The following is a 24,056-nucleotide window of genomic DNA, read 5'->3' as shown; positions in this document are numbered from 1 at the left end:
GGGCCCCTACCCTGGTCCGGTGCCCGCGCTGACCCCTGACCGTGCACCCGCGCGTCGTCGGGCGGTGCCCGTGCGCGGGTTCGCGCTGGTCACCGCGCTGCTGCTCGGCCTGCTCGTCGGTGGTGCGGGCCTCGTCGGCGGCGCCGCGCCGGCGCGCGCGGACGACCCCGCCGCACCCGTCGAGCCGGTCGTGCTCGTCGGCGTCGGCGGGCTGCACTGGGACGACGTCGAGCGGTCGGGCACGCCCACGCTGTGGCGGATGGTCGACGAGGGTGCGGTCGGCTCGATCTCGGTGCACACCTCCTCGGCACAGATGTGCCGGCTCGGTGGCTGGCTGACCATCTCCGCCGGCCGCCGGGTCCCCCCGGTGCCCGGCGCCGACGCCACCCCCGCCGAGCAGGGCGAGGACGGCGCGGACGAGACGATCGACGACTGCCCGCCCATGCCCGGCGTCAGCGCGAGCGACGCGGCACCCGGCTCCGCGGTCGTCACCGGCTGGACCGACCTGGTCGACCCGCCGTCCGACGAGGTGCCCGCGGGCAGCTACGGCACGCCCGGGGCCGTCGCGACGCTCGTCGCCCCCACCGGCGAGTGCACCACCGCGGTCGGGCCGGGCGCGGCGCTCGCGCTCGCGGACGCCACGGGCCGGCTCGACCGGTACGCGCTGCGCCTCGGCGACGTGCCCGACGAGGCGCTCTCGTCGTGCGCGGTCACGGTGCTGGACGCCGGCGAGCTGCCCGCCGACCGCACCGCGCGGCGCGACGCGCTCGCGCTGCTCGACGACGACCTGCGCCGCGTCCTGGCGGTCGTCGACCCGGGCACGCGCGTCGTCGTCGCTGGGACGTCCGACGGCCCCACGGGGGAGACGGGCCTGCAGGCCGTGCTGCAGTGGCGCGCGGGCTCGTCGTCGCCCGGGTGGCTGACGTCGGAGTCGACCCGGCGCACCGGCATCGTGACCCTCACCGACCTGTCGGCCACGCTCGTGCAGGCGGCCGGCGCCGACCCGGCCGAGCTCGACGGCGCGCCCCTGCAGGTCACCGAGCGGCGCCCCAACGCGGACCGGACCGTCGAGAACCGCCGCTACCTGACCGAGATGACGACCATCGGCCCGCACCTCATGCCGCTGCTGCTCACGGTCGTGGGCGTGGCCGCGGCGCTCGCGGTGGGCGCCGTCGCGCTCCTGCGCCGCCGGGGTCGCCGCCCGACGCCCGCGCTGCGGCGCGTGACGCTCGCGGTCCTGCTGCTCGGGGTGTGCACGCCCGTGGGCGCGCAGCTCGCGGCGCTGTCGCGGTGGTGGGACTCGCCCGCGCCGCTGTTCGCCGCCGCCGGGTGGTGGGGCGTCGCGACCGTCGGTGCGGCGCTCGTCGTGTGGGCCGTGGCGCGGGTGCTGCCGCCGAGCCGGTGGCGGCTCGCGACCGCGGCGGCCGGGGTGACGTGGGTCGTCGTGACCGTCGACGGGCTGACCGGGACCGTCCTGCAGCAGGGCTCGGTGCTCGGCATCTCGACGCTCGGGGCGCGATACTACGGCTTCGGCAACACGACGTTCGGCGTGTACGCCGCGGCGTCCCTGGTGCTCGCGGCGGGCGTCGCCGCGTACGCGGTGGAGCGCGGGCGGCGCAACGTCGGGGTGCTCGCCGCCGCGGCGGTCGGCGCGGTGTCGGTGGTCGTCGACGGGTGGCCCGCGTTCGGTGCGGACTTCGGCGGGGTGCTCGCGCTCGTGCCGGCGTTCGCGGTGCTCGTCGTCGCGGTCGGCGGCGGGACGTTCGGCGCGCGGCGCGCGTTCGCGTACGTGGCCGGGGCGATCGGCGTCGTCGTGCTCGTGTCGGTCGTGGACTGGGCTCGGCCCGGCCGCGCGTCGCACCTGGGGCAGTTCGTGCAGCGGGTGCTCGACGGCGACGCGGTCGGCGTGGTGGCGGGCAAGGCCGCCGGCGCGTGGGCGACCGTGACCTCACCGGTCGGGTTCGTCGCCGCGCTCGCGTGCGTCGCGGTGTGCGTGGTGCTCGTCGGACCGGAGCGCCGGCGGCCCGCGGCGCTGCGCCGCCTGTACGCCACGTGGCCCGGGCTGAGCCGGCTGCTGCTCGCGGTCGTCGTCGTCGCGGTCCTCGGCAGCCTCCTCAACGACTCGGGCGTCGTGGTCGCGTCCACCGTGCTCGCGCTGTCGGGCGGCCTGCTGCTCGCGTCGCTCGTGCAGCACCGGTGGGCGCACCTGCCCGTCGAGCCCGCGCCCGTGCGAGCGCCGCTGCACCGGATGCCCGCGGTGCTCGTCGCGACCGGCGGCGGCCTGCTCGCGGCGCTGCTGCTCGCCACCGTCGTCGTGCCGCTGCCCGCGGCGGTCGCGGGCGACGTGGCCGTGGGGGCGGGGCCGTCCGCGACGCCCGACGACGCGCCCGTCGTCGTCGTCGGGACCACCGGGGTCGACTGGTCCGACGTCGACCGGTCCACCACGCCCACGCTGTGGGGGCTGCTGCGCGACGGCGCGCCCGCGGGCGGCGTGACCTCGGGGGCGTCGGGGCGCAACGCGTGGTGCGAGTCCGGCGGGTGGCTCGCGCTGTCGTCCGGCCGTGCACCCGTCGCCGGGACGACGCAGCACGGCACGTGGTCGTGCGCGTCGTGGGGCGTGACGCCCGCGGACGGATCCGCGACCGTGCAGCACTGGGACGAGCTCGTCGCGCTGCAGTCCCGCTCGGAGTTCCGGCCGCGGCTCGGCGCGCTCGGCGCCGGGCTCGCGACGGTCGGCACGTGCGCGACCGCCGTCGGGCCGGGCGCGGCCCTCGCGCTCGCCGAGCCGGACGGGTCCGTCGCGCGCTACCGCACGGTCGACGAGGCGCTCGCGGACCCCGCCGACGCGTTCGCGTGCCCGACGACGCTCGTCGACGCGGGCTCCTCGGCCGTCGACCCGGTGCTCCTCGACGTGCTGGGCGAGGACGCGGCGACCGACGCGCTGCGGCAGGTCGACCGTGACGTCGCACGCGTGCTGCGCGCGGTGCCCGACGACGCGACCGTGCTCGTCCTGAGCACCGGGCCGGGGCAGCGTGCCCTGCCCGCGCTGGGCGTCGGCATCGGGGACCCGGGCACGGGCTCGGGGTACCTCGGGTCGGCGTCGACGCGCTGGGTGGGTGTGTTCCGGCTGCTGGACGTGCCGGTCGCGCTGCTGTCCCACGCGGGCGCGCGGGTGTCCGACGACTTCGCGGGGTCGCCCGTGCGCGTGGGCGAGGACCGCCCCGCGGCGGTCGCGACGACCGTGCGCCAGCTCGCCGACCTCACGACGCGCGACCAGGCGCTGCGCGGCACCTCGACCCCCGTGACCTCGCCACCCCTGGTGGTCGCGCTGCTCGTCGTGGCCGCCGCGGCGGTGCTGGGCCCCCGCCTCGCGCGGCGCCGGCCCGCGCTCGCGGAGCGGCTGCGCCGCGCCGCCGACGCGCTCCTGCTCGTGCTCTCGGCCCTGCCCGTCGGGCTGTTCCTCATGACGACGACCTCGTGGTGGCGCTACGCCGACCCCGACCGCACGATGTGGCTCGCGTGCGGGGCGGCGACCGCGGTGGTCGCCGGCGTCGCGGCGCTCGTCCCGCGCCGGCCGCTGACCGCGGGCCCGGGCGTCGTCGCGGGCGTCACGTTCGCCGTGCTCACCCTGGACGCCGTGCTCGGCACGCCGCTGCACCGCGGCAGCCCGCAGGGGCCGGCCGTGACGCTCGGCGGCCGGTTCTACGGGTTCGGCAACCCCACGTACTCGTTCTACGTGGTCGCCGCGCTCGTCACGGCGGCCGTCTGCGGGTACGCGCTCGTGCGGCGCGGGCGGCGCCTGCTCGGCACGCTCGTGGCGGCGGCCGTGTGCGGCGTCGCGCTCGTCGTCGACCTGTGGCCCGCGCTGGGCGCGGACGTCGGCGGCGGGCTCGTGCTCGTCCCCGCGGGGCTGGTCGTCGTGCTCGGCGTCGCGGGCGTGCGGGTCACGTGGGTGCGGCTGCTCCTCGCGGGGGCCGCGGGCGTGCTCGTCGTCGGCGGCATCGCGGTGCTCGACTGGCTGCGTCCCGAGGCCGAGCGCACGCACCTGGGGGTGTTCGTGCAGCGCGTCGTGGACGGCTCCGCCTGGGAGACGGTCGCGCGCAAGCTCGGGTACGCCGCCGCGACCGTCACGAGCGGGTGGCTGACGGTGCTCACGCTCCTGGTGGTCGTGCTCGCGGTCGTCGTCCTGTGGCCGCGCAGCCGCGTGCGCGTCCCCGCGTGGGACCTGCTCGAGCGCCGGTGGCCGCCCGTGCGGCCGGTCGTCGTCGGCCTGCTCGTCGCGGGCGTCGCGGGCGGGCTCGTCAACGACTACGGGGTGCGCCTCGTGACGGTCATGCTCGTCGCCGCGGTGCCGTTGCTCGGGACGCTCGTCCTGCGTGCGGTACGCGACGACTACCCTGCGAGCGACGACCCGACCCGACGACCGGACGGCGACGATGTCCCAGCCTGAGCTCCTGCGCTACGCCTACCTCGGCCCCGACGGGACGTTCACCGAGGACGCGCTGCGCCAGGTCGTCCCGCCCGACGAGGGCGTGTACCTGCCGCAGCACGACGTGGCGTCCGCGATCGACGCCGTGCGCGAGGGCCGGGCCGACCGCGCGGTCGTCGCGATCGAGTCGACCGTCGAGGGCGGGGTCACCGCGACGCTCGACCGGCTCGCGGCCGGTGACCCGCTGGTGATCCTGCGCGAGATGCTCGTGCCGGTGCAGTTCACGCTCGTCGCAGCGCCCGGTGTCGAGCTGTCCGACGTGCGCCGGATCTCCGCCCACCCGCACGCATGGGTGCAGTGCCGCCGCTGGCTCGCCCGTTTCCTGCCCCACGTGGTGCACGTGCCCGCGACGTCGAACACCGCGCCCGCCGCGCTCATCTCGGACGCGCTGCGCACGCCCGACGCGCCGGACCTCGGGTTCGACGCGGCTCTCGTGCCGCCGCGCGCGGTCGCCACGTACGGGCTGCAGCCGCTCGCGCAGGACATCGCCGACAACGCCGACGCCGCCACGAGGTTCGTGCTCATCGGCCCGCCCGGTGACGTGCCGCCGCCCTCGGGCGCGGACAAGACGACGCTCGTCGTCCACCTGCCCGACAACGAGGCGGGTGCGCTGCTCGCGATGCTCGAGCAGTTCGCGACGCGCGGCGTGAACCTCTCGCGCATCGAGTCGCGGCCGATCGGCGACTCGCTCGGCCGCTACTCGTTCTCGATCGACGCCGAGGGGCACGTCACCGACGAGCGTGTGGGTGAGGCGCTCATGGGTCTGCACCGGCGCTGCCCGTACGTGCGGTTCCTCGGCTCGTACCCACGCGCGGACGCGGTGCGGCCCACGGTGCACATCGGGACGAGCGACGCGGACTTCCGCTCGGCGCGCGAGTGGCTCGCGCGCGTGCGCGGCGGCGCGACGACCTGACGCTCAGACCGCCAGCCCGCGGCGCACGGCCTCGCTGGTCAGCCCCTGCCCGAGGTCGGTGACGAGCCCGCGCACGGACTCGCGCACGACCTGCGGCTCGCGCGTGCGCAGGGCGGCGACGAACGCGTCGGTCCGCTCGCGCAGCACGTCCGTGCCCGGGTAGCCGGGCAGCAGGCCGAGCAGCCGGTCGAGGTGCGGGCGCATCGAGTGGACCGTGCGGGACAGCACGCGGTTGCCCGCGCGGTCGAGCAGCACGTCGAGCGCGGCGTCCAGCTCGACCGCCCGCTCGATGCCCTCGCCCTGCTCGTGCGCGACCAGCGCCTGCTCGACGTGCGCCTCGACGAGCGCCAGGTCCGCGGCCGCCAGCCGGTCCGCTGCCCGGCCCGCCGCCTGCGCGGACAGGGTCGCGACCACGTCGAGGACGTCCCGCAGGTGGTCCGGGTCGAGGGGCGCGACGCGCGAGCCGCGGTTCGGCTGGTAGGTCAGCAGGTCCTGGTCGCCGAGCCGGCGCATCGCGTCGCGCACGGGTGTGCGGGACACGGACAGCCACGCGCCGATCTCCTCCTCGCGCACCACCTCACCGGGCGCGAGCTCACCGCTCACGACGACCCCCATGAGCCGCTCGTACACGATGTCGGCGAGCAGCAGCCGGCCGGACTCGACGGCCGCGGTCTGCGTGGGGATGGGCACGGTGGCTCCGGTCGTCGCGAGGGTGTGGGCATGTCCACCGTATGCACGTCCACGCGCGTCGGGCAGGACCCTCGTCCCGGCCGGGGGCGTGCGTCAGTGCGCGACCACGCGCACGACGAGCGCCCCGGGGTCGACGCGCGCCGAGACCTCCGACACGCGCCCGACGACCTCGCCGTCGACCTGCGCGTACTCCGCGCCGGACACGGCCACGCGCACCACGCGCGCCCGCGTGTGGTCGATGCGTCCGATGCCGCGCGGCATGCCCCGGACGCCCACGCCCTGCAGCACCACCTCGCCGAACAGCTGCGCCCAGCCCGCCACGCCGCCGCGCGTGTCGATCGCCGCGATGTCCAGCCACCCGTCGTCGAGCACCGCCTCGGGCAGCAGCGTGATGCCGCCCGGCAGGCGGCCGCAGTTGCCGACCAGGAGGCTGCGCAGCCGCGCGGTCGTCGCGGGCCGGTCGTCGATGCGCACGTGCACGCGCGTGCGGCGTCCGTGCAGGTGCTTGATGCCCGCGAGGAAGTAGGCGATCCACCCGACGCGCGCCTTGAGGTCGTCGTCGGCGTCCGCGACCATCGCCGCGTCGAACCCGAGCCCGGCGATCACGAGGAACAGGTGCTCGTCGCCGTCCGCCGCCCGCACCGGGTCGTCGTCGGTGTCCCGCGCGGTGGCCTCCACGCGCAGCCAGCCGACGTCGATGGTGCGCTCGCGCCCGGTGACCACGGCCTCGAGCGCGGACAGCGGGCTACCGATCGGGATGTCGAGGTTGCGGGCCAGCAGGTTCCCGGTGCCGAGCGGCAGGAGCCCCATGGGCACCCCCGTCCCGACGAGCGCGGCCGCGACCCCGCGCACCGTCCCGTCCCCGCCGACCGCGACCACGACGTCCGCGCCGCGCTCGAGCGCCTCGCGGGCCTGCCCCGTCCCGGGGTCCTCGACGGTGGTCTCCAGCCACAGCGGTGTGGGCAGGCCCTGCTCCGCCGCGGCGCTCTCGATGGCCTCGCGCAGCGCGGGCACGTCGGGCTTCGTGGGGTTGGCGACGAACGCGAGCTGCTGTCCGCGGGCGCGGACCTGCCGGGTGAGCGCCCGGGCCCGCGGGCTCGTCGCCGTCTCCTCCGCGTCGAGGCGGCGCAGCAGGTCCCGCTGCCGCAGCGCGACGACCGCGGCGACGACGAGGGCGGCGACCGCGAGCACTCCGGCGGCGAGCGCGGTCCACGCCTCCCATCTCACCCCCGCAAACTACCGAGCCGCGGCCCCCCGGGCGCGCGGAATACCCGCGGCCAGCTGCGTCTCACCCTCCCGCCCCCCGACGGGGCCGCGCGCCCGAGCGCCGCCGACCCCGTCATCGCTCCGGCTCAGCCGTCTCATACCCGGAGCAACCGCGGGGTGGTGGGGAGACCTGCTGCCGAGGCCGTGGTTGCTCCGGGTCGGCCGGCTCATACCCGGAGCGATGACGGGGTCGGCGACAGGGGGGTGCGGTTCAGCGGGAGGGACGAGGGTCGGTAGCCTTCGAGGGTGATCGATCTCAAGCTCCTGCGTGACGACCCCGAGACCGTGCGTGCCAGCCAGCGCGTCCGCGGGGACGACCCCGGCCTCGTCGACGAGGTCCTGGACGCGGACGCGCGCCGCCGGTCCGCGCTCACGGAGTTCGAGTCGCTGCGCGCCGAGCAGAAGGCGCACGGCAAGAAGGTCGCGCAGGCGCAGGGGGAGCAGAAGCAGGCGCTGCTCGCGCACGCCAAGAAGGTCGCGGACCGCGTCAAGGAGCTGCAGGCCGAGGCGGACGCGGCGCAGGCGCGCGCCGACGAGCTCACGCGGCGGATCGGCAACGTCGTCGAGGAGGGCGTCCCCGCCGGCGGCGAGGACGACTTCGTCGTGCTCGAGCACGTGGGCACGCCGCGCGACTTCGGCGCCGAGTACGGCGCGGACTTCGTCGTGAAGGACCACCTGGAGCTCGGCGAGGGGCTGCGCGCGATCGACACCGAGCGCGGCGCCAAGGTCTCGGGTGCGCGGTTCTACTACCTCACCGGGATCGGCGCGCGCCTCGAGCTCGCGCTGCTCAACGCCGCGGTCGACAAGGCCGTCGGCCTGGGCTTCACGCCGGTCATCACCCCGACCCTGGTGAAGCCCGAGATCATGGCGGGCACCGGGTTCCTCGGTGCGCACGCCGACGAGGTGTACCGCCTCGAGGCCGACGACCTGTACCTCGTCGGGACGAGCGAGGTCGCGCTCGCGGGCTACCACTCGGGCGAGATCCTGGACCTGTCGGACGGACCGCGGCGGTACGCCGGCTGGAGCGCGTGCTACCGGCGCGAGGCCGGCTCGTACGGCAAGGACACGCGCGGGATCATCCGCGTGCACCAGTTCCACAAGGTCGAGGCGTTCTCGTACACCACGGTCGAGGACGCGCAGGCCGAGCACCGCCGCATCCTGGGCTGGGAGAAGGAGATGCTCGAGCTCGCGGAGCTGCCGTTCCGCGTGATCGACACGGCCGCGGGCGACCTCGGGTCGAGCGCGGCCCGCAAGTTCGACTGCGAGGCGTGGCTCCCGAGCCAGCAGCGCTACCTCGAGCTCACCTCGACGTCGAACTGCACCACGTTCCAGGCGCGCCGCCTGGGCGTGCGCGAGCGCACCGCGGACGGCCAGGTCCGGCCCGTGGCGACGCTCAACGGCACGCTCGCCACGACGCGCTGGATCGTCGCGATCCTGGAGAACCACCAGCAGGCCGACGGCTCGGTGCACGTGCCGGCCGGTCTGCGGCCGTACCTGGGCGGCCTCGAGGTCCTGGAGCCACGATGACACGCACCCGGCTGGTCGCCCTCGACGTCGACGGCACGCTCATGTCCTACGACGGCGTGATCTCGCCGCAGGTGCGTGACGCGGTCGGCGAGCTCGCGGGGGCCGGCCTGCACGTGGTGCTCGCGACGGGGCGCGGTGTGCACTCGGCCGCCCCCGTGGCGCGCGAGCTCGGCCTCTCGGAGGGCTGGCTCGTGTGCTCCAACGGCGCGGTCACGGCACGGCTGGACGGCGACGAGCCCGGCGGGTTCGCGATCGTCGACACCGTGACGTTCGACCCCGGCCCGGCGGTGCGCGCGATCGCCATGGAGCTGCCGGACGCGCTGTACGCGGTCGAGAACCTGGGCGTCGGCTTCCGGGTCTCGGGGCCGTTCCCCGAGGGCGAGCTGAGCGGCGAGATGGAGGTCGTGACGTTCGACGAGCTCGTCGCGACCCCCGCGACGCGCGTCGTGATCCGCGCGGTCGGCGCGAGCCCCGAGGAGTTCCACGAGATCGTCGAGCGCGTGGGCCTGCACGAGGTGGAGTACGCGGTCGGCTGGAGCGCCTGGCTGGACCTGACGCCCGGGGGCGTGTCGAAGGCGAGCGCGCTCGAGTCGGTGCGGCGGCGGCTCGGCGTCGAGCCGTTCGCGACGCTCGCGATCGGCGACGGCGGCAACGACGTCACGATGCTGCAGTGGGCGGCGCGGGGCGTCGCGATGGGGCACGCGCGTCCCGCGGTGCTGGCGGCGGCCGACGAGGTGACCGGCGCCATCGAGGACGACGGCGCGCTGCCGGTCCTGCGCTCGCTGCTCGTCTGACGTCTGCGCGGCTGACCTGCGCGTCTGGCCCGGAACCGGGCCCGGGGGCGCGTGACCGGTCGGTGACTCGTGCCCGCAACGGATCGTGACTCGATCGTGACCGGTTTGTGCGTCTTTAGGGTTGCGGGTCGTTTCAGCAACGACTTGCATCGAGGGATGGCACACGCGGTCGCGAGCGGCCGCGTCGTGCGCCATGACGACACGGAGGTCTCATGAACGGGATGCGCAAGCGTCGGTACACCACGATCGCGGCGTCAGCCGCGGCCCTCGCCCTCGTCCTGACGGCATGCTCGTCGGACGACGGAGGTGACGGCGGCACGGACGGCACGGGGGCGCCCACGGCCGACTGTGCCGACTTCGAGCAGTACGGCGACCTGAGCGGCAAGACGATCACGATCTACGCGGGCATCGTCACGCCCGAGGACCAGCCCTACGTCGACTCGTTCAAGCCGTTCGAGGACTGCACGGGCGCGAAGGTCGACTACCAGGCCGACAAGCAGTTCGAGCAGCAGATCCTGGTCCGCGCGCAGGCGGGCAACCCGCCGGACATCGCGATCATCCCGCAGCCCGGTCTGCTCGCCCAGCTCGTCGCGACGGGCACGGTCGTCGAGGCGCCCGAGGGCGTCGCCGCGAACGTCGACGAGTTCTGGGGCGAGGACTGGAAGGCCCTCGGCACCGTCGACGGCACGTTCTACGCCGCGCCGTCGGGTGCGAGCGTGAAGTCGCTCGTCTGGTACTCCCCGCAGGAGTTCGAGGCCAACGGCTGGGAGGTCCCCACCACGCTCGACGAGCTCAAGACGCTGTCCGACACGATCGCCGCCGACTCCGGCCACAAGCCGTGGTGCGCGGGCATCGCGTCCGACGCCGCGACCGGCTGGCCCGTGACGGACTGGATGGAGGACTTCGTCCTGCGCGAGGGTGGCGCCGACGTCTACGACCAGTGGGTCAGCCACGAGATCGCGTTCAACTCCGAGGTCCCGACGAAGGCGCTCGACGCCGTCGGCGAGTACCTCAAGAACCCCGACTACGTGAACGGCGGCTTCGGCGACGTCTCCTCGATCGCGACGACCGCGTTCCAGGACGGCGGCCTGCCGATCCTCGAGGGCCAGTGCTCGCTGCACCGCATGGCGAGCTTCTACGCCGCGAACTTCCCCCAGGGCACCGACATCTCGGAGAACGGCCAGATCTTCGCGTTCTACCTGCCGGGCAAGACCGCCGAGGACAAGCCGGTGCTCGGCGCCGGTGAGTTCGTCACCGCGTTCGCGGACCGCCCCGAGGTCCAGGCGCTCCAGGAGTTCTGGAGCTCCGACACCTGGGCGAACCTCAAGGCGCAGGCGAGCGTCGACCTGACCAACGGTGGCTGGATCACCGCGAACAAGGGCCTCGACCCGTCGATCCTCACCAACCCGATCGACAAGCTCTCGGCCGACATCCTCCTCGACGAGAACGCGGTGTTCCGCTTCGACGGCTCGGACATGATGCCCGCCGCCGTCGGGTCGAACGCGTTCTGGAAGGAGGCGACCAGCTGGATCACCGGGCAGTCGACCAAGGACACGCTGGACAAGATCGAGGCGGCCTGGCCGGCCTCCTGACGTGACGTCGGTGCCCCGGGGGTGGACCGCCCCCGGGGCACCGACGCGCACGCGTCCGCGTCCCCCTCGTCCGCTGCCCCGGGAGGTGCCATGGAAGTCACCGACAAGCTGGTGACGATGGTGCTCGCGCTCGTCGCGTTCGCCGCCGTCATCGGCCTCATCCTGCTCGTCGTCCACCTGCTCGAACGTCGCGGCGCCCGGCACGTCGCCTGGTGGTTCGTCGGGCCGACCGTCCTGCTCATCGCCGTCGGGCTCGTGTACCCGGCGCTGCGCACGCTGTGGCGCTCGTTCTACGACGCCGCGGGCACGAGCTTCATCGGGCTCGGGAACTACACCGACATCTTCACGTCGGGCGAGCAGCTCGTCGTGCTGCGCAACACCGTGCTGTGGGTACTCGTCACCCCGTTCGTCGCGACCGTCGTCGGGCTGATCTACGCGATCCTCGTCGACGGCGCGCGCGGCGAGGCCGCCGCCAAGGCGCTGATCTTCCTGCCGATGGCGATCTCGTTCGTCGGCGCGTCGATCATCTGGCGGTTCATGTACGAGTACCGGTTCTACGACCCGTCGGTCGAGAACAACCCGAACCAGATCGGCCTCATCAACCAGGTCATCGTCTGGTTGGGCGGCTCACCGCAGAACTTCCTGCTCAACAGCCCGTGGAACAACCTGTTCCTCATCGTCGTGATGATCTGGATCCAGGCGGGCTTCGCCATGACGATCCTGTCCGCCGCGATCAAGGCGATCCCCACCGAGATCACCGAGGCCGCGCGGCTCGACGGCGTCTCCTCGTTCGAGATGTTCCGGTTCGTGACCGTGCCGAGCATCCGGCCCACGCTGATCGTCGTCCTGACCACCATCGCCATCGGGTGTCTCAAGGTCTTCGACATCGTCCGGACCATGACCGCCGGGCGGTTCGGCACCAGCGTGGTCGCCAACGAGTTCTACACGCAGAGCTTCAGCGCCGGGAACCAGGGGCTCGGCGCCGCGCTGGCGGTCCTGCTGTTCGTCCTCGTCGTCCCGATCATCGCCTACAACGTGCGCCAGCTGCGGAAGGCGGACCACCGATGAGCGCCGTCCAGATCGACACCGCGACCGTCGGCCCGCCGACGGGAGGCCGGCCGAGGGAGTCCACCGCGGCGGCCGCGCGCCGGCGCCTGTCGCGCCCGTGGGCGTCGCTGTTCGCGGTCGTGCTCGCCGTGCTGTGGACCATCCCGACCTTCGGTCTGCTCGTCACCTCGTTCCGACCCGCGGCCGACATCAACAAGTCCGGGTGGTGGACCTCGTTCTTCGACCCGAACTACACGCTCGAGAACTACCAGACGGTGCTGTCCACCGACAGCGCGCAGTCCCTCGCGCCGTCGATCATGAACTCGATCGTCATCACGATCCCCGCGGTCGTGCTGCCGGTGTTCCTCGCGACGCTCGCGGCGTACGCGTTCGCGTGGATGAGCTTCCGCGGGCGCAACGTCCTGTTCATCGCGGTGTTCGCGCTGCAGGTCGTGCCGATCCAGGTCACGCTCATCCCCCTGCTCAGCCTGTACGTGGACATCGGCGTCTCCGGCACGTTCTGGGCCGTGTGGCTGTCGCACACCATGTTCGGGCTGCCGCTCGCGGTCTTCCTGCTGCACAACTTCATGCAGGAGATCCCGGGCGAGCTCATCGAGGCCGCACGCGTCGACGGGGCCGGGCACGTGACGATCTTCTTCCGGCTCATGCTGCCGATGCTCAAGCCCGCGATCGCGGCCCTCGGCATCTACCAGTTCCTGTGGGTGTGGAACGACCTGCTCGTCGCGCTCACGTTCACGGGGTCGTCGCGCGACCTCGCACCCATGACCGTCGCCCTGCTCAACCTCACCGGGACGCGCGGGTCGCAGTGGTTCCTGCTCTCGGCCGGGGCGTTCGTGTCGATCATCATCCCCGCGATCGTGTTCCTGTCCCTGCAGCGGTACTTCGTGCGCGGCCTGCTGGCCGGGTCCGTGAAGGGCTGAGGGCGCCCGGCGCGCACGACGGTCCCGGCGACGGGGCGGGCTAGCCTGACGGCGTGCCCGCCCCGTTGCTGTTCGTGGCCTCGGCCATCGCGCAGTACGTCGGGGCAGCGGTCGCGGTCGAGCTGTTCGGCCGCATGCCGCCCGCGTCCGTCGCGTGGCTGCGCGTCGGCGTCGCCGCGCTCGTGCTGCTCGCCTGGACGCGACCGTGGCGCACCCGCTCGCTGTGGACGTGGCCCGCGCTGCGCACCGCCGCGCTGTTCGGCGTCGTCCTCGCCGTCATGAACGCCGCGTTCTACGTCGCGATCGACACCCTGCCGCTCGGGACCGCGGTCGCGCTCGAGTTCGCCGGGCCCGTCGCCGTCGCCGCCGTGACCGGGCGCGGCTGGCGTGAACGCACCGCGATGGTCGTCGCCGCCGCGGGAGTCGTCCTGCTCGCCGGCGTCAGCCTGCACCTCGGCGACGACGCCGTGCGTGGGCTCGTCGCGATCGGTGTCGCCGCCACCTGCTGGGCCCTGTACATCCTGCTCGGGCGGCGGGTCGCCGCCGCGCCCACCGGAGGGCTCACCGGGCTCGGCGTCGCGATGGCCGCCGGCGGGCTGGCGCTCGCACCCCTGCTCGCACCCGGGGCAGGACCCGTCCTGACCGACCTGCGCCTCGCCGCGCTCGTGCTCGTCGTCGCCGTGTTCTCCTCGGTCGTCCCGTACGGCATCGAGCAGGTCGTCCTGCGGCGCGTGAGCGCCGCGACGTTCGCGGTGCTGCTCGCGCTGCTCCCCGCGACCGCGGCCGTCGTCGGCGCCGTCATGCTCGGGCAGGTGCCCCACGGCCTCGAGCTGCTCGGCCTCGTGCTCGTGTCCGGCGCGATCGCCCTCACCGCGCGCGAGAGCGACGCCGCCGAGGAGGCGCCGCCGCCCGCGTAGGCGGCACGACGACTACAGGTACTGGCCCGTGCCGTGCTCGTCGGGGCCCATCGCCCCACGCGCGCCCGGCGCGGGGACCGCACCCGGCGGCAGGGCGCGGCGCATCTGCTGCAGCTGCGCCTGCGTCGCCATCTGCTGCGCGACCAGCGCCGTCTGGATCCCGTGGAACAGGCCCTCGAGCCACCCGACGAGCTGCGCCTGCGCGATGCGCAGCTCCGCGTCCGACGGCGTCTCGTCCTGCGAGAACGGCAGCGTGATGCGGTGCAGCTCCTCGATCAGCTCGGGGGACAGGCCCTCCTCGAGCTCGTGCAACGAGCGCTCGTGCACCTCCGCGAGGCGCGCCCGCGCCGCATCGTCGAGCGGGGCGCTACGGACCTCGTCGAGCAGCTGCTTGACCATCGTGCCGATCCGCATGACCTTCGCGGGCTGCGCGACCATGCCGCGCACGTCCTCGTCGTCGGCCTCGTCCGCGTCCGCCGCCTCGTCCGGGCGGTCGGGTACGGTCTCGTCCCCGCCCGCCTCGGGCAGCGGGACGACGACGACGCGCGGGTCGCGGGCAGCGGGGCGGGGCTCGTCGGTCACCGGAGCATTCTCACCGAAGGACCGGCCGCGGGCCAGGCGCGGCCGGCCTCACGCGCCACCGGTCGGCCCGGGCTCGTCGACGGTCAGGACGGGCTTGCCGAACACCTCGCCGCTCGCGAGCAGCTCGTGCGCGCGCCCGGCCTCGTCGAGACCGAGCGTCGCGTGGACCACGGGACGCAGGCGCCCGTCGACGACGAACGGCCACACGTGCTCGCGGACCTCGGCCATGATCCGCGCCTTGTCGCGCGCGTCGCGCGAGCGCAGCGTCGTCCCGATCACCCGGGCCCGCCGCTCCATGAGCACACCCAGGTCCAGCGTCCCGCGCCGACCCTTCTGCAACCCGATCACGACGAGCCGGCCGCCGCTGGCCAGCACCCGCACGTTGTCCTCGAGCGCCGCGGCGCCGACCACGTCGAGCACGACGTCCACGCCGCGGCCGTCGGTCGCCGCGAGCACCTGGTCCGCCAGGTCGTCGGCGCGGTGGTCGAGCGCGACGTCCGCCCCCAGCTCCGCGACGCGCGCGACGCGCGCCGGGCCGCCCGCGGTCGCGAGCACCCGCAGCCCCAGGAGCCGGCCGAGCCGCACCGCGACCGACCCGACCCCACCCGAGCCACCGCGCACCAGCAGCGTCTCGCCCGGAGCCGCGTTGGCCTCGCGCAGGTTCGACCACACGGTCGCGAGCGCCTCCGGCAGCGCCGCCGCGGCCACCGACGTCAGGTCCCGCGGCACCGGGAGCGCGAGCGCCGCGGGCACGACGACGCGCTCCGCGTACCCCCCGCCGGCGAGCAGCACCGCGACGCGGTCGCCCACGGCGGGCGTGGGCTCGTCGGGACCCGGGGCGGCGCCCGCGCGTGCCGCGAGGACCGCGCGCACCACACCGGCGGCCTCCAGCCCCGGCCACGGCGGTGCGCCCGCGGGCGGCGGGTACACGCCCTGGCGCTGCAGGAGGTCGGCCCGGTTCACCCCGGCGGCCTCGACGTCGACGAGCAGCCGCGTCACCTCGTCGGGACCGGGGTCCGGCTCGGGCACGTCACGGACCCGCAGGACCTCGGGTCCGCCGGGCTCGGTGATGACGACGGCGCGCACCCGGGCACCCTAACGGGGGTCGCCGACACGTCGGGTCCGGACGCGGGGCGTCCGTTCGATACCACATTGCGTCCCCGGCCGGTGGCACCTCGTCCGGGTTCGTCGTATCCCTCCGGGTGAGGTCCATGGCAAACTCTGCCGCGGGCTAATGGTCGATCGTCCAACGGCCGATAATCGAGCACGGGTCATCCGGCGTCGTGCCCACGCCGACGGGTCCCCGCGTCGGGCTAGGAAGGGAACGAGATGCTGCGACGACTTGGCATCAGAGCCAAGGTGCTGGCCGTACTTGCCGTCCCCATGCTCGTGCTCGTCCTGCTCGGCGTCTACATCACCGCGAGCGCGTTCGACGACCTCGAGGAAGCGCGCGCCACGGAGAGCGTCACCAACACGCTCCGCGCGTACCAGCCCCTCGGCCAGGCCATCGACAACGAGTACATCGTGTCGATGACGTCCCGCGACGCCGAGGCGATCGCCGCGGCGCAGGCCGCGACCGACCAGGCGCTCGCCGAGGTGCGGGAGATCACGAAGGACCTGCCGCTCGAGCGGTTCCCCGACGCGCTCGTCCAGCAGTTCCAGTCCGTCCAGGCGGACTACGAGACCACGCTGCCCGCCGCGCGGCTCGCGGTCGAGCGCGGTGGTGTGTCCTCCGTGGTCCGGGCGAACTTCCAGACGATCGAGAACGGCCAGCTCGAGCTGGTCGCCCAGCTCGGTGAGGTCTTCCCCAACCGTGACGTCGCCGCGTCGGTCACCGCGTACCGGCAGCTGTCGCAGACGTCGACCGACCTCGTCGGCGAGCTGATCCAGGGGTCGTCGCTCCTCGGCGGCGTCATCAGCCCCGCCCTCGGCGCGGTCTACCAGGAGAAGATCGACCAGGTCGAGTCCAGCCGTACCCAGGCCGCCGTCGCGCTCAACCGCATGTCCGGCGTCGACCTGACGCTGCCCACCGGCCAGCCCTCGTCGGCGTTCATCGCCCAGCGTGCGCTGCTCGCCTCGGGTGACCAGGACGCCGTCGCCCAGGTCGACCCCGCCGCGTACGCGGGCGAGGTCGAGACGCAGACGACGCAGCTCGTCGAGCTCGCCGGCACGACCATCGACCACGCGCGCTCGCTCGCGAACGCCGACGTGGACGCCGCACTGCAGCGGTTCTACGTCACCATCGCCGCGACCCTGCTCGCCGCCGTCCTGTCCTTCCTGCTCGCCCTCCTCGTGTCCCGGTCGATCGTCAACCCGCTGCGGCGACTGACCTCGGCCGCGTCCGACGTCCGTGAGCGCCTCCCGCGGATCGTCGAGCAGGTGGCCACCCCCGGTGAGCAGCCGGACGTGCAGCTCGACCCGATCCCCGTGAACTCGCGCGACGAGGTCGGCCGGCTGGCCCAGGCGTTCAACTCGATGAACGCGACCACCGTGCGCGTCGCGCAGGAGCAGGCCGCCCTGCGTGGCTCCATCGCCGAGATGTTCGTCAACGTCGCCCGCCGCGACCAGGTCCTCCTCAACCGCCAGCTGTCGTTCATCGACTCGCTGGAGCGCAGTGAGGAAGACCCCAACACCCTCGCGAACCTGTTCCGCCTCGACCACCTCGCGACCCGGATGCGTCGTAACGCGGAGTCCCTCCTCGTGCTCGCGGGCATCGACTCGGGCCGTCGCCTGCGCGACGCCATGCCGCTGTCCGACGTGATCCGCACCGCGTCCTCCGAGATCGAGCAGTACGACCGCATCGAGCTCGACCTGCAGGTCGACCCGCACATGCTCGGCTTCAACGCGCTGCCCGCCGCGCACATGCTCGCCGAGCTCCTCGAGAACGCGACCGTCTTCTCCGAGCCGGAGACGCCCGTCACCGTCACCACCGGCGTGTCCGGGCAGTTCGTCGCGGTCCGCATCCGCGACCACGGCCTCGGCATGACCGAGGAGGAGATCGAGGCCGCGAACGCCAAGATCATCTCCTCCGGCGCCGGTGACGCGCTCGGTGCCCAGCGCCTGGGCCTGTTCGTGGTGGGCCGCATCGCCCAGAAGCTCGGCGCCGCGGTCCGCCTGTCGAAGGCCGAGGGCGGCACGGGTACCGACACGACCGTGCTGCTGCCCGCCTCGCTGTTCGCGACGACCGAGGTGTCCTCCTACGGTGCCCCCGGCTCCGTCGCGGAGACGGTCCAGCACGACGCCGCCGCGGCGCCCGAGGTCGCCCCCGTCGACCTCGCCGCGCTGACCGACGGCGAGACCTCGCTCGGCCTGCCGCGTCGTCGCCGCGGCGACGGCAGCGAGCCGACCGCCGACTCCGCGCCCATCCCCGTCCCGCAGCTCGGCGGCTCCGGCCTCCCGACCCGCGGCGGCGGTGAGCTGCCCGCACGTCCGCGCAAGACGTTCGACGAGAACGCGATCGTCCTGCCCGAGACCGCCGTCCCGTCCCTGTCGCCCGACCTGTCCGCCGCGGCCCCCGACTGGGCGCCCGCGGTCCAGCAGGCCACGTCCGGCTCGGGTCTGCCCAGCCGTGCCGCGCGGTCCTCCGCCCCCGCCGCGGCCCCGACACCCGCGCCGGCCGCCGAGCCCGTCGCGCCGCGCGAGGAAACGCCGAGCATCCCCTCGCCCGCAGCCCGTGCCGGCCTGTTCTCCGGGTTCCGCACGCGCAACGCGATCGTCGAGGGTGGCGACGGCGGCGTGAGCGACCAGGTCCGCGCGCCGTGGATGTCGCTCGGCGCGCACGGCCTGCAGCAGCCCGCCGCGCCCGAGGTCCCCGCGCTCGTCGAGGACGACGACGAGCCGTGGACGCCCGACGCCGCGCAGCCCGTCACCGAGGTGCCCGGCCTGGTCCCCGACGACGAGCCCGAGCCCGCGCACGCCGAGGCGGCCGCTCCCGCGGACGTCGAGCAGCCGTGGGCCCCGACGTTCGCGTCCGACGAGGACCGGCCGGCCGAGCCCGAGGCCGCGGCGTACGCGCCCGCGTCGTTCGAGCCTGCGCCGTCGTTCGAGCCGGTCGCGTACGAGCCGGCGTCGTTCGAGTCGGCGTCGCACGAGTCGGCGCCGTACGAGTCGTCCTTCGAGAGCCCGGCGGAGCCGAGCTCGCCCGAGCCGACCGCGTATGAGCCCGCCGCGTACGAGCCCGCGTCGTTCGAGCCGGCCGCTGACGAGCCGGCCGCGTACGAGCCCGCGTCGTTCGACGCCGCGCCCGCCGAGGCCGCCGACGAGCCCGAGGTCGCCGCCCCGGCGTCCTTCGAGCCGGCGTCGTTCGAGCCCGCGTCCTTCGAGCCCGCGTCGTACGAGCCCCCGTCGTTCGAGCCCGCCGCGTACGAGCCGCTCTCCTACGAGCAGCCCGTCGAGGCCGACGAGCAGGTCGCCGAGCAGGTCTCGGAGCCTGCGGCGTACGAGCCGACGAGCTACGAGGCCGCCACCGACGCGCCGTCGTCCGAGCCGTCCTACGAGCAGCCGTCCTACGAGCAGCCGTCCTACGAGCAGCCCTCGTACGAGCAGCCGTCGCACGAGGAGCCCTCGTACGAGCCGGCCGCGTACCAGCCCGCCTCGTACGACGGCGCGTCGCACACGCTCGCGTCGCGGGGCGAGCAGGAGTCCGCTCCCGCCGCGTACGCGCAGCCGCAGGCCGAGTCCTGGTCCGACACCCCGGCGGCGCAGTCCGCGCCTGAGGAGCCGGCACCCGCACCGCGCGTGTCGTTCACGTCGTACAGCGGCTACGCCGGCTGGTCCGGCGCGCGCCGCCGTGCGGCCGCTGCCGAGCCGTTCGACTTCGAGCGCACGCTCGACGAGGCCCGCGCCTGGCACACGGGCGCGCAGCCTGTCGTCGCCGAGGCCGCGCCCGAGGCGGAGCAGCCGTACGCGCCGGTCGCCGCGCAGGCGTACGAGCCCGCCGCCGAGCAGGCGTACGAGCCCGTCGTCGCGCAGGCCGAGCCCGAGTCGTACGAGGCGGAGCAGACGCACGCCGAGGCCGAGGCCGAGGCCGTCGAGCCGGTCGCGGAGGAGCCCGCGTGGCAGCCTGCCTGGCAGGCGCCGTCGTGGGAGTCCGTCACCGGCGCCGTCCCGGTCGTCGAGGAGCCCGCGGCGCAGGCCGTGCCGGCGCTCGAGCCCGAGCCGGCCGTCGAGGCCTCGTCGTTCGAGGTGCCGTCGCTGGTCGCGGACGAGCCCGCCGAGACGCAGGCCGCCCCCGAGGGCGAGCAGGTCTGGGCCGAGACGACGCCCGCGTGGGGTGCACCCGCCTGGCCGTCGCTCGCGGAGTCGGACGCCCCGGCCGAGGTCGCGCCGGCGTACGCCCCCGCCCCGGCGGAGCAGCCGTACGCGCAGCAGCCCGCGCCCGTGGAGCCGGTCGCCCCGGCCGTCCCGCAGCCCGTCGCGGAGCAGCCTGCCGCGCCGGCGTGGGGTGCCCCCGCCGGGTTCGGCGTCCAGGGGATCGGCGAGGCCGAGCACCAGCCCGCGGAGGAGAAGGGCTCGCGCAAGCGCTGGGGCCTGTTCGGCCGCCGCAAGGGCGACACGGGCCCGACCGAGGTCGCGTCGGCCGCCGCGCCGTCCCCGGTCGCCGCTCCGTCCGTCGACTGGTCGGCGCCCGCGTCGGTCCAGCCCGAGGTCCCGGCCCGGGTCGAGCCCGCGGCCTGGTCCGCGCCCGAGCCGCCGGCCCCGGCCGCCGCGGTGCCGGCCGCCGTGCCCGCGTCGTCGGGCTCGTGGGCTCCGCCGGAGTGGGCCGCCACCAGCCGGCCCGCCGCGTCGGCAGCGCCCGCGGTGGACGTGCCGCACCCGGTCGTGCCGCCGTCGGTCGCCCCGCGCATCGGGACGCTCGACGACAACGTGGCCGCGATGCTCGCGCTGCGCTCCGACATCCAGGAGCAGGCGCTGTCCGAGCTGAGCCAGCTCTCGGCGTACCGTCCGAGCGTCGCCCGCTCGGGCGAGCAGCTCACCAAGCGTGTGCCGACGGCCGTCCCGGCCACGGCTCCCGAGACCTCCGAGTCGACCGCCCCGGTCCAGCGCGACGCGAACGAGCTGCGCAGCCGGCTGTCGAGCTTCCAGTCCGGGACGTCGCGCGGCCGCCAGGCCGCCGGCTCCGGCGAGTCGCCGAGGAGCACGTCGTGACCCCGGCCGTCGTTCCCACCATCGCCCCCGTCGTGGGGACGTTCGATCCCGCAGTCGTCGACTGCACCAGCAAGGAGGAAGTGTGACCGCGCTCAGCACCGAGGCAGCCAACTTCGGCTGGCTCCTGGACAATTTCGTCCGGACCGTGCCCGGCACTCGCCACACGCTCGTGGTGTCGGCCGACGGTCTTCTCATGGCGATGTCGGAACAGCTGGACCGCACCAGCGGCGACCAGCTGGCGGCCATCGTCTCCGGCATGTCGAGCCTGACCCGCGGCGCGTCGCGGCAGCTGCGTGCGGGGGAGGTGCGTCAGGCGATCATCGAGATGGACTCTCTGTTCCTCTTCCTCATGACCGTCTCGAACGGCTCCGTCCTCGCCGTGGTCGCCGACTCGAGCTGCGACGTCGGCCTCATCGGATACGAGATGGCCATGCTCGTGTCCCGCACCGAGGCGACGCTGACCCCGCAGCTCATCTCCGAGATGCGCGGCCAGCTCCCCGTCGACGGCGCTACCCGAGCCCCCGCCGTCTGAGGAGCATGTCTTCATGAGTGAGCACATCGAGTACGTCGCCCGGACGGTACGGCCCTACGCCGTCACCGGCGGGCGCGTGCGCTCGGCGCGCTCCGACCTGCCGCTCGAGGCATTGGTCGAGGCGCTGCCGGATGCAGTGTCGAGTCAGGGTCTGCCCCCCGAGAGGCGTGCGATCCTCCAGCACGCCGCGAGCACGTACATCTCGGTCGCGGAGCTGTCGGCGCTGCTGCACCTGCCCATCGGTGTCATCAGGATCCTGGTCTCGGACATGTCCGACCACCAGCTCGTGCGTGTGCACACCTCTCAGCCGGTCGAGGTCAACACCGGTGAGTCCCCCGCCCTGTCCCTGAGCGTGCTGGAGAGTGTTCTCAATGGCATTTCCGCCCTCTGACGCCGCGGTGGCCGCTCCGGCCGGAACCGCTGGCGCCGTAGCGCCCACCACCGTCAAGATCGTCGTCGCGGGCGGGTTCGCCGTCGGCAAGACGACCTTCATCGGTTCCATCTCGGACATCGAGCCCCTCAACACCGAGGCCGCGATGACCGAGCACTCGATCGGCGTCGACGACGCCGGCGGCGTGTCGGACCGCAAGACCACCACCACGGTCGCCATGGACTTCGGCCGCATCGCGCTGCCGGGCCAGCTGTGGCTGTACCTGTTCGGCACCCCGGGGCAGGACCGCTTCCTGTTCATGTGGGACGACCTGGTGCGCGGCGCGATCGGCGCCGTCGTGCTGGTGGACACCGACCGCCTCGACCAGTGCTTCCCCGCGGTCGACTACTTCGAGAGCCGTGGCATCCCGTTCGTCGTGGGTGTCAACTGCTTCGACGGTGTCGCGAAGCACGCGCTCGAGGACGTCCGCGAGGCGCTCGCCATCCCGGCGCACGTCCCGGTCATGTACACGGACGCGCGTTCGCGTGCGGCCACGAAGCAGGCCCTGATCGCCCTGGTGCAGCTCGCGATGGAGCGGCTGCGCCAGCGCTGACCAGCGCTGTGGACCCGTCGGCGGCCGGTCACCCTCGCGGGGGTGGCCGGCCGTCGGCATTCGTGGGATCGCGCGGGTCCCGTGTGCCACCGGTGGCGCCGGGAGGGGATCATGAGACCGTGCCCAGTCCCGACGACGAGCGTGCGCGCGTGTACGCGGACGGGTCGGCGCTGTCGCGGTACCTGCCCGGTGCGCCGCACCGCGCCGACTGGCTGACGTGGGCGCGGCGCAACGGTCCGCGTCTGCTGACGACGCAGGTGGGGGTCAGCGAGCTGCGCGGCACCGCGCGGATGCTCGACCACGACGCGCGTGACGTGGCGCAGCGTGCGCTGCTGGAGATCGAGGTCGTGCGGCTGTCCGACCAGGCGGTCGATCGCGCGACGGACGTCGCGGGGGTGCTGCCGCCGTTCGTCGCGGTGCACGCGGGAGCGGCGTTGACGCACCCGGACGTCGGGGCGGTCGCGACGTACGACGCGCGCCTGGCGCGGGTCGCCGCGCTGTACCGGTTGGACGTGGTGTCACCGGGTCTGCCGGACCGCTGGTGGGAGCGCGACGAGACGCCCTTCCTGGTGCGCTGACACCGCGCCGCTCGTCGGACGCCCTCGTCGGACGCCCTCGTCGTACACGGGCGTCGGACACGCACGTCGCCGGTGCACTGCCGCATGCACCGGCGACGCGTGGTGGTGCGGTCACTCGAACCGCAGCACGCTCAGGGTCCAGTCGTCGATCCAGCCGCTGTCGGTCGTGGCGTCGCCGGTGGTGTTCACCTTCACCTGGATGCGGTGGGTGCCCTTCTTGACCTTGGTGCAGAACTGCACGCTGTTGCCCGTGTACTTGGCCTCGGACGTGAAGGCGTACGGGCTGCCGTTGTTGGCGTAGGGCTGGATGGGCACGTTGTTGTCGTGCACCTCGAGCCCGAGCCAGCCGGTGCCGGTGTAGTAGGTCTCCGCGCTGAACGTGATGAGCAGCGTGTCGTAGCCCGTCGCGGGGCCGTAGACGACGACACCCGCGCCGGGCACGTTGCGGTCGGCGCCCGCGGTGCCGGCGAAGGTGAACGGCTCGACCTGGGTGCGGGCCTGCAGGCGCTTCTGGACGCCGCCGTCACAGACCTTGGGGCTGGTGGTCGCGTTGATCGTGGCGCTCTGCGGCTTGGTGGCCGCGGCGTCGTCGTCGCCGGACGCTCCGTAGGACGGCGCGAGGACGGCTGCGCCGAGGCCGAGCAGCATGACCGTGCTGATCCCTACCGCGGCCGAGGTGGACTTCTTCATCGCAATCCCCTGACTTGTCGTGCGGCGCTGGAGGAGGCCGCGTGCACCTCAGGTGGTCCGCACGGGAGCGGGAGATACGTCCCGCCGACGAACCCCGGGGGCGAGGGGACCCGTGCGCGGTTCATGGCGACCGAGCCCGCAGGTCACGACCGCCTCTGTGGGAGACTCGTGGCCGCCGGTCGCGACCGGCGAGGAGGGCTGGCTGAGCGGCCGAAAGCGACGGTCTTGAAAACCGTTAGGGCGGGACCTCTCGTCCTCAAGGGTTCGAATCCCTTGCCCTCCGCTCATGCAGGACATCGGCAACGAGCCGGTCCCTCAGGCGTCCGGCTTGTTGCGCTTCGGGGGTACGTAGTGGCGCATGGAGCCGA

The 24,056-nt window shown here is 74.3% G+C and carries 18 protein-coding genes and 1 tRNA gene; 14 read left to right on the top strand and 5 right to left on the bottom strand.

Annotation, left to right across the window (positions count from 1 at the left end):
* Nucleotides 1–19: 19 nt before the first annotated feature.
* Nucleotides 20–4,450, top strand: a complete 4,431-nt coding sequence (locus tag CUD01_RS10500; protein ID WP_244937748.1) for a hypothetical protein — start codon at nucleotides 20–22, stop codon at nucleotides 4,448–4,450.
* Complete coding sequence (gene pheA / locus CUD01_RS10495) at nucleotides 4,437–5,402, top strand: prephenate dehydratase (RefSeq protein ID WP_094182431.1); 966 nt, start codon at nucleotides 4,437–4,439, stop codon at nucleotides 5,400–5,402. Before CUD01_RS10500 ends, pheA begins: the two co-directional genes overlap by 14 nt.
* Before the next feature lie 3 nt (nucleotides 5,403–5,405).
* On the opposite strand, the gene CUD01_RS10490 is transcribed toward pheA, so the two are convergent.
* Nucleotides 5,406–6,092 carry a GntR family transcriptional regulator gene (locus CUD01_RS10490; protein WP_141320915.1) on the bottom strand — a complete coding sequence of 229 codons (687 nt, stop codon included), beginning with the start codon at nucleotides 6,090–6,092 and terminating at the stop codon, nucleotides 5,406–5,408.
* A gap of 93 nt (nucleotides 6,093–6,185) precedes the next feature.
* Entirely contained in the window at nucleotides 6,186–7,319 is a 1,134-nt protein-coding gene (locus tag CUD01_RS10485; protein WP_141320913.1) for a diacylglycerol/lipid kinase family protein, read from the bottom strand.
* Nucleotides 7,320–7,604: 285 nt separating this feature from the next.
* Here CUD01_RS10485 and serS point away from each other — a divergent pair, with 285 nt between their 5' ends.
* The 6 genes from serS to CUD01_RS10455 all read left to right on the top strand — a co-directional run bounded on the left by serS (nucleotide 7,605) and on the right by CUD01_RS10455 (nucleotide 14,176).
* Nucleotides 7,605–8,885, top strand: a complete 1,281-nt coding sequence (gene serS / locus CUD01_RS10480; RefSeq protein WP_094181646.1) for a serine--tRNA ligase — start codon at nucleotides 7,605–7,607, stop codon at nucleotides 8,883–8,885.
* Complete coding sequence (locus CUD01_RS10475; RefSeq protein WP_094181647.1) at nucleotides 8,882–9,679, top strand: HAD family hydrolase; 798 nt, start codon at nucleotides 8,882–8,884, stop codon at nucleotides 9,677–9,679. The genes serS and CUD01_RS10475 overlap by 4 nt, the downstream gene beginning before the upstream one ends.
* A gap of 212 nt (nucleotides 9,680–9,891) precedes the next feature.
* Nucleotides 9,892–11,271, top strand: a complete 1,380-nt coding sequence (locus CUD01_RS10470) for an ABC transporter substrate-binding protein (protein WP_141320911.1) — start codon at nucleotides 9,892–9,894, stop codon at nucleotides 11,269–11,271.
* Nucleotides 11,272–11,361: 90 nt separating this feature from the next.
* Nucleotides 11,362–12,339, top strand: coding sequence for a carbohydrate ABC transporter permease (locus CUD01_RS10465; RefSeq protein ID WP_094181649.1), 978 nt, complete (start codon nucleotides 11,362–11,364; stop codon nucleotides 12,337–12,339).
* Complete coding sequence (locus CUD01_RS10460) at nucleotides 12,336–13,259, top strand: carbohydrate ABC transporter permease (RefSeq protein WP_141320909.1); 924 nt, start codon at nucleotides 12,336–12,338, stop codon at nucleotides 13,257–13,259. The genes CUD01_RS10465 and CUD01_RS10460 overlap by 4 nt, the downstream gene beginning before the upstream one ends.
* A 53-nt stretch (nucleotides 13,260–13,312) precedes the next feature.
* Nucleotides 13,313–14,176: an EamA family transporter gene (locus CUD01_RS10455; protein WP_141320907.1), complete on the top strand. Its 864-nt coding sequence runs from the start codon at nucleotides 13,313–13,315 to the stop codon at nucleotides 14,174–14,176.
* A gap of 12 nt (nucleotides 14,177–14,188) precedes the next feature.
* Here CUD01_RS10455 and CUD01_RS10450 read toward each other — a convergent pair whose 3' ends face one another.
* The gene (locus tag CUD01_RS10450; protein ID WP_280525818.1) at nucleotides 14,189–14,758 is read right to left on the bottom strand and encodes a bacterial proteasome activator family protein; all 570 of its coding nucleotides are present in this window, start codon (nucleotides 14,756–14,758) and stop codon (nucleotides 14,189–14,191) included.
* A gap of 48 nt (nucleotides 14,759–14,806) precedes the next feature.
* The gene (locus CUD01_RS10445) at nucleotides 14,807–15,844 is read right to left on the bottom strand and encodes a zinc-binding dehydrogenase (RefSeq protein WP_141320905.1); all 1,038 of its coding nucleotides are present in this window, start codon (nucleotides 15,842–15,844) and stop codon (nucleotides 14,807–14,809) included.
* Nucleotides 15,845–16,087: 243 nt separating this feature from the next.
* Here CUD01_RS10445 and CUD01_RS10440 point away from each other — a divergent pair, with 243 nt between their 5' ends.
* The 5 genes from CUD01_RS10440 to CUD01_RS10420 all read left to right on the top strand — a co-directional run bounded on the left by CUD01_RS10440 (nucleotide 16,088) and on the right by CUD01_RS10420 (nucleotide 22,998).
* Nucleotides 16,088–20,905: an ATP-binding protein gene (locus CUD01_RS10440; protein WP_141320903.1), complete on the top strand. Its 4,818-nt coding sequence runs from the start codon at nucleotides 16,088–16,090 to the stop codon at nucleotides 20,903–20,905.
* 82 nt (nucleotides 20,906–20,987) lie between these two features.
* A complete protein-coding gene (locus tag CUD01_RS10435) occupies nucleotides 20,988–21,437 on the top strand; it encodes a roadblock/LC7 domain-containing protein (RefSeq protein ID WP_094181655.1) in 450 nt (149 codons plus the stop codon).
* Between the two features lie 13 nt (nucleotides 21,438–21,450).
* Entirely contained in the window at nucleotides 21,451–21,828 is a 378-nt protein-coding gene (locus tag CUD01_RS10430; protein ID WP_094181656.1) for a DUF742 domain-containing protein, read from the top strand.
* Nucleotides 21,809–22,420: a GTP-binding protein gene (locus tag CUD01_RS10425; protein WP_094181657.1), complete on the top strand. Its 612-nt coding sequence runs from the start codon at nucleotides 21,809–21,811 to the stop codon at nucleotides 22,418–22,420. The genes CUD01_RS10430 and CUD01_RS10425 overlap by 20 nt, the downstream gene beginning before the upstream one ends.
* Nucleotides 22,421–22,539: 119 nt before the next feature.
* Nucleotides 22,540–22,998 (top strand): PIN domain-containing protein, encoded by a 459-nt coding sequence (locus tag CUD01_RS10420; protein ID WP_141320901.1) that lies wholly within the window; start codon nucleotides 22,540–22,542, stop codon nucleotides 22,996–22,998.
* A 111-nt stretch (nucleotides 22,999–23,109) separates the two neighbouring features.
* On the opposite strand, the gene CUD01_RS10415 is transcribed toward CUD01_RS10420, so the two are convergent.
* Nucleotides 23,110–23,688, bottom strand: coding sequence for a hypothetical protein (locus tag CUD01_RS10415; RefSeq protein ID WP_141320899.1), 579 nt, complete (start codon nucleotides 23,686–23,688; stop codon nucleotides 23,110–23,112).
* A gap of 192 nt (nucleotides 23,689–23,880) precedes the next feature.
* On the opposite strand from CUD01_RS10415, the gene CUD01_RS10410 reads away from it, so the two are divergent.
* Nucleotides 23,881–23,971, top strand: a tRNA-Ser gene (locus CUD01_RS10410).
* The last annotated feature ends 85 nt before the right edge of the window (nucleotides 23,972–24,056 follow it).

The sequence above is a fragment of the Cellulomonas uda genome (assembly GCF_006538705.1).
In the GTDB taxonomy this organism is placed as follows: Bacteria; Actinomycetota; Actinomycetes; order Actinomycetales; family Cellulomonadaceae; genus Cellulomonas; species Cellulomonas uda.
The sequence above is the reverse complement of the archived record's forward strand: the minus strand, read 5'-3'. Positions and strand labels throughout refer to the sequence as shown.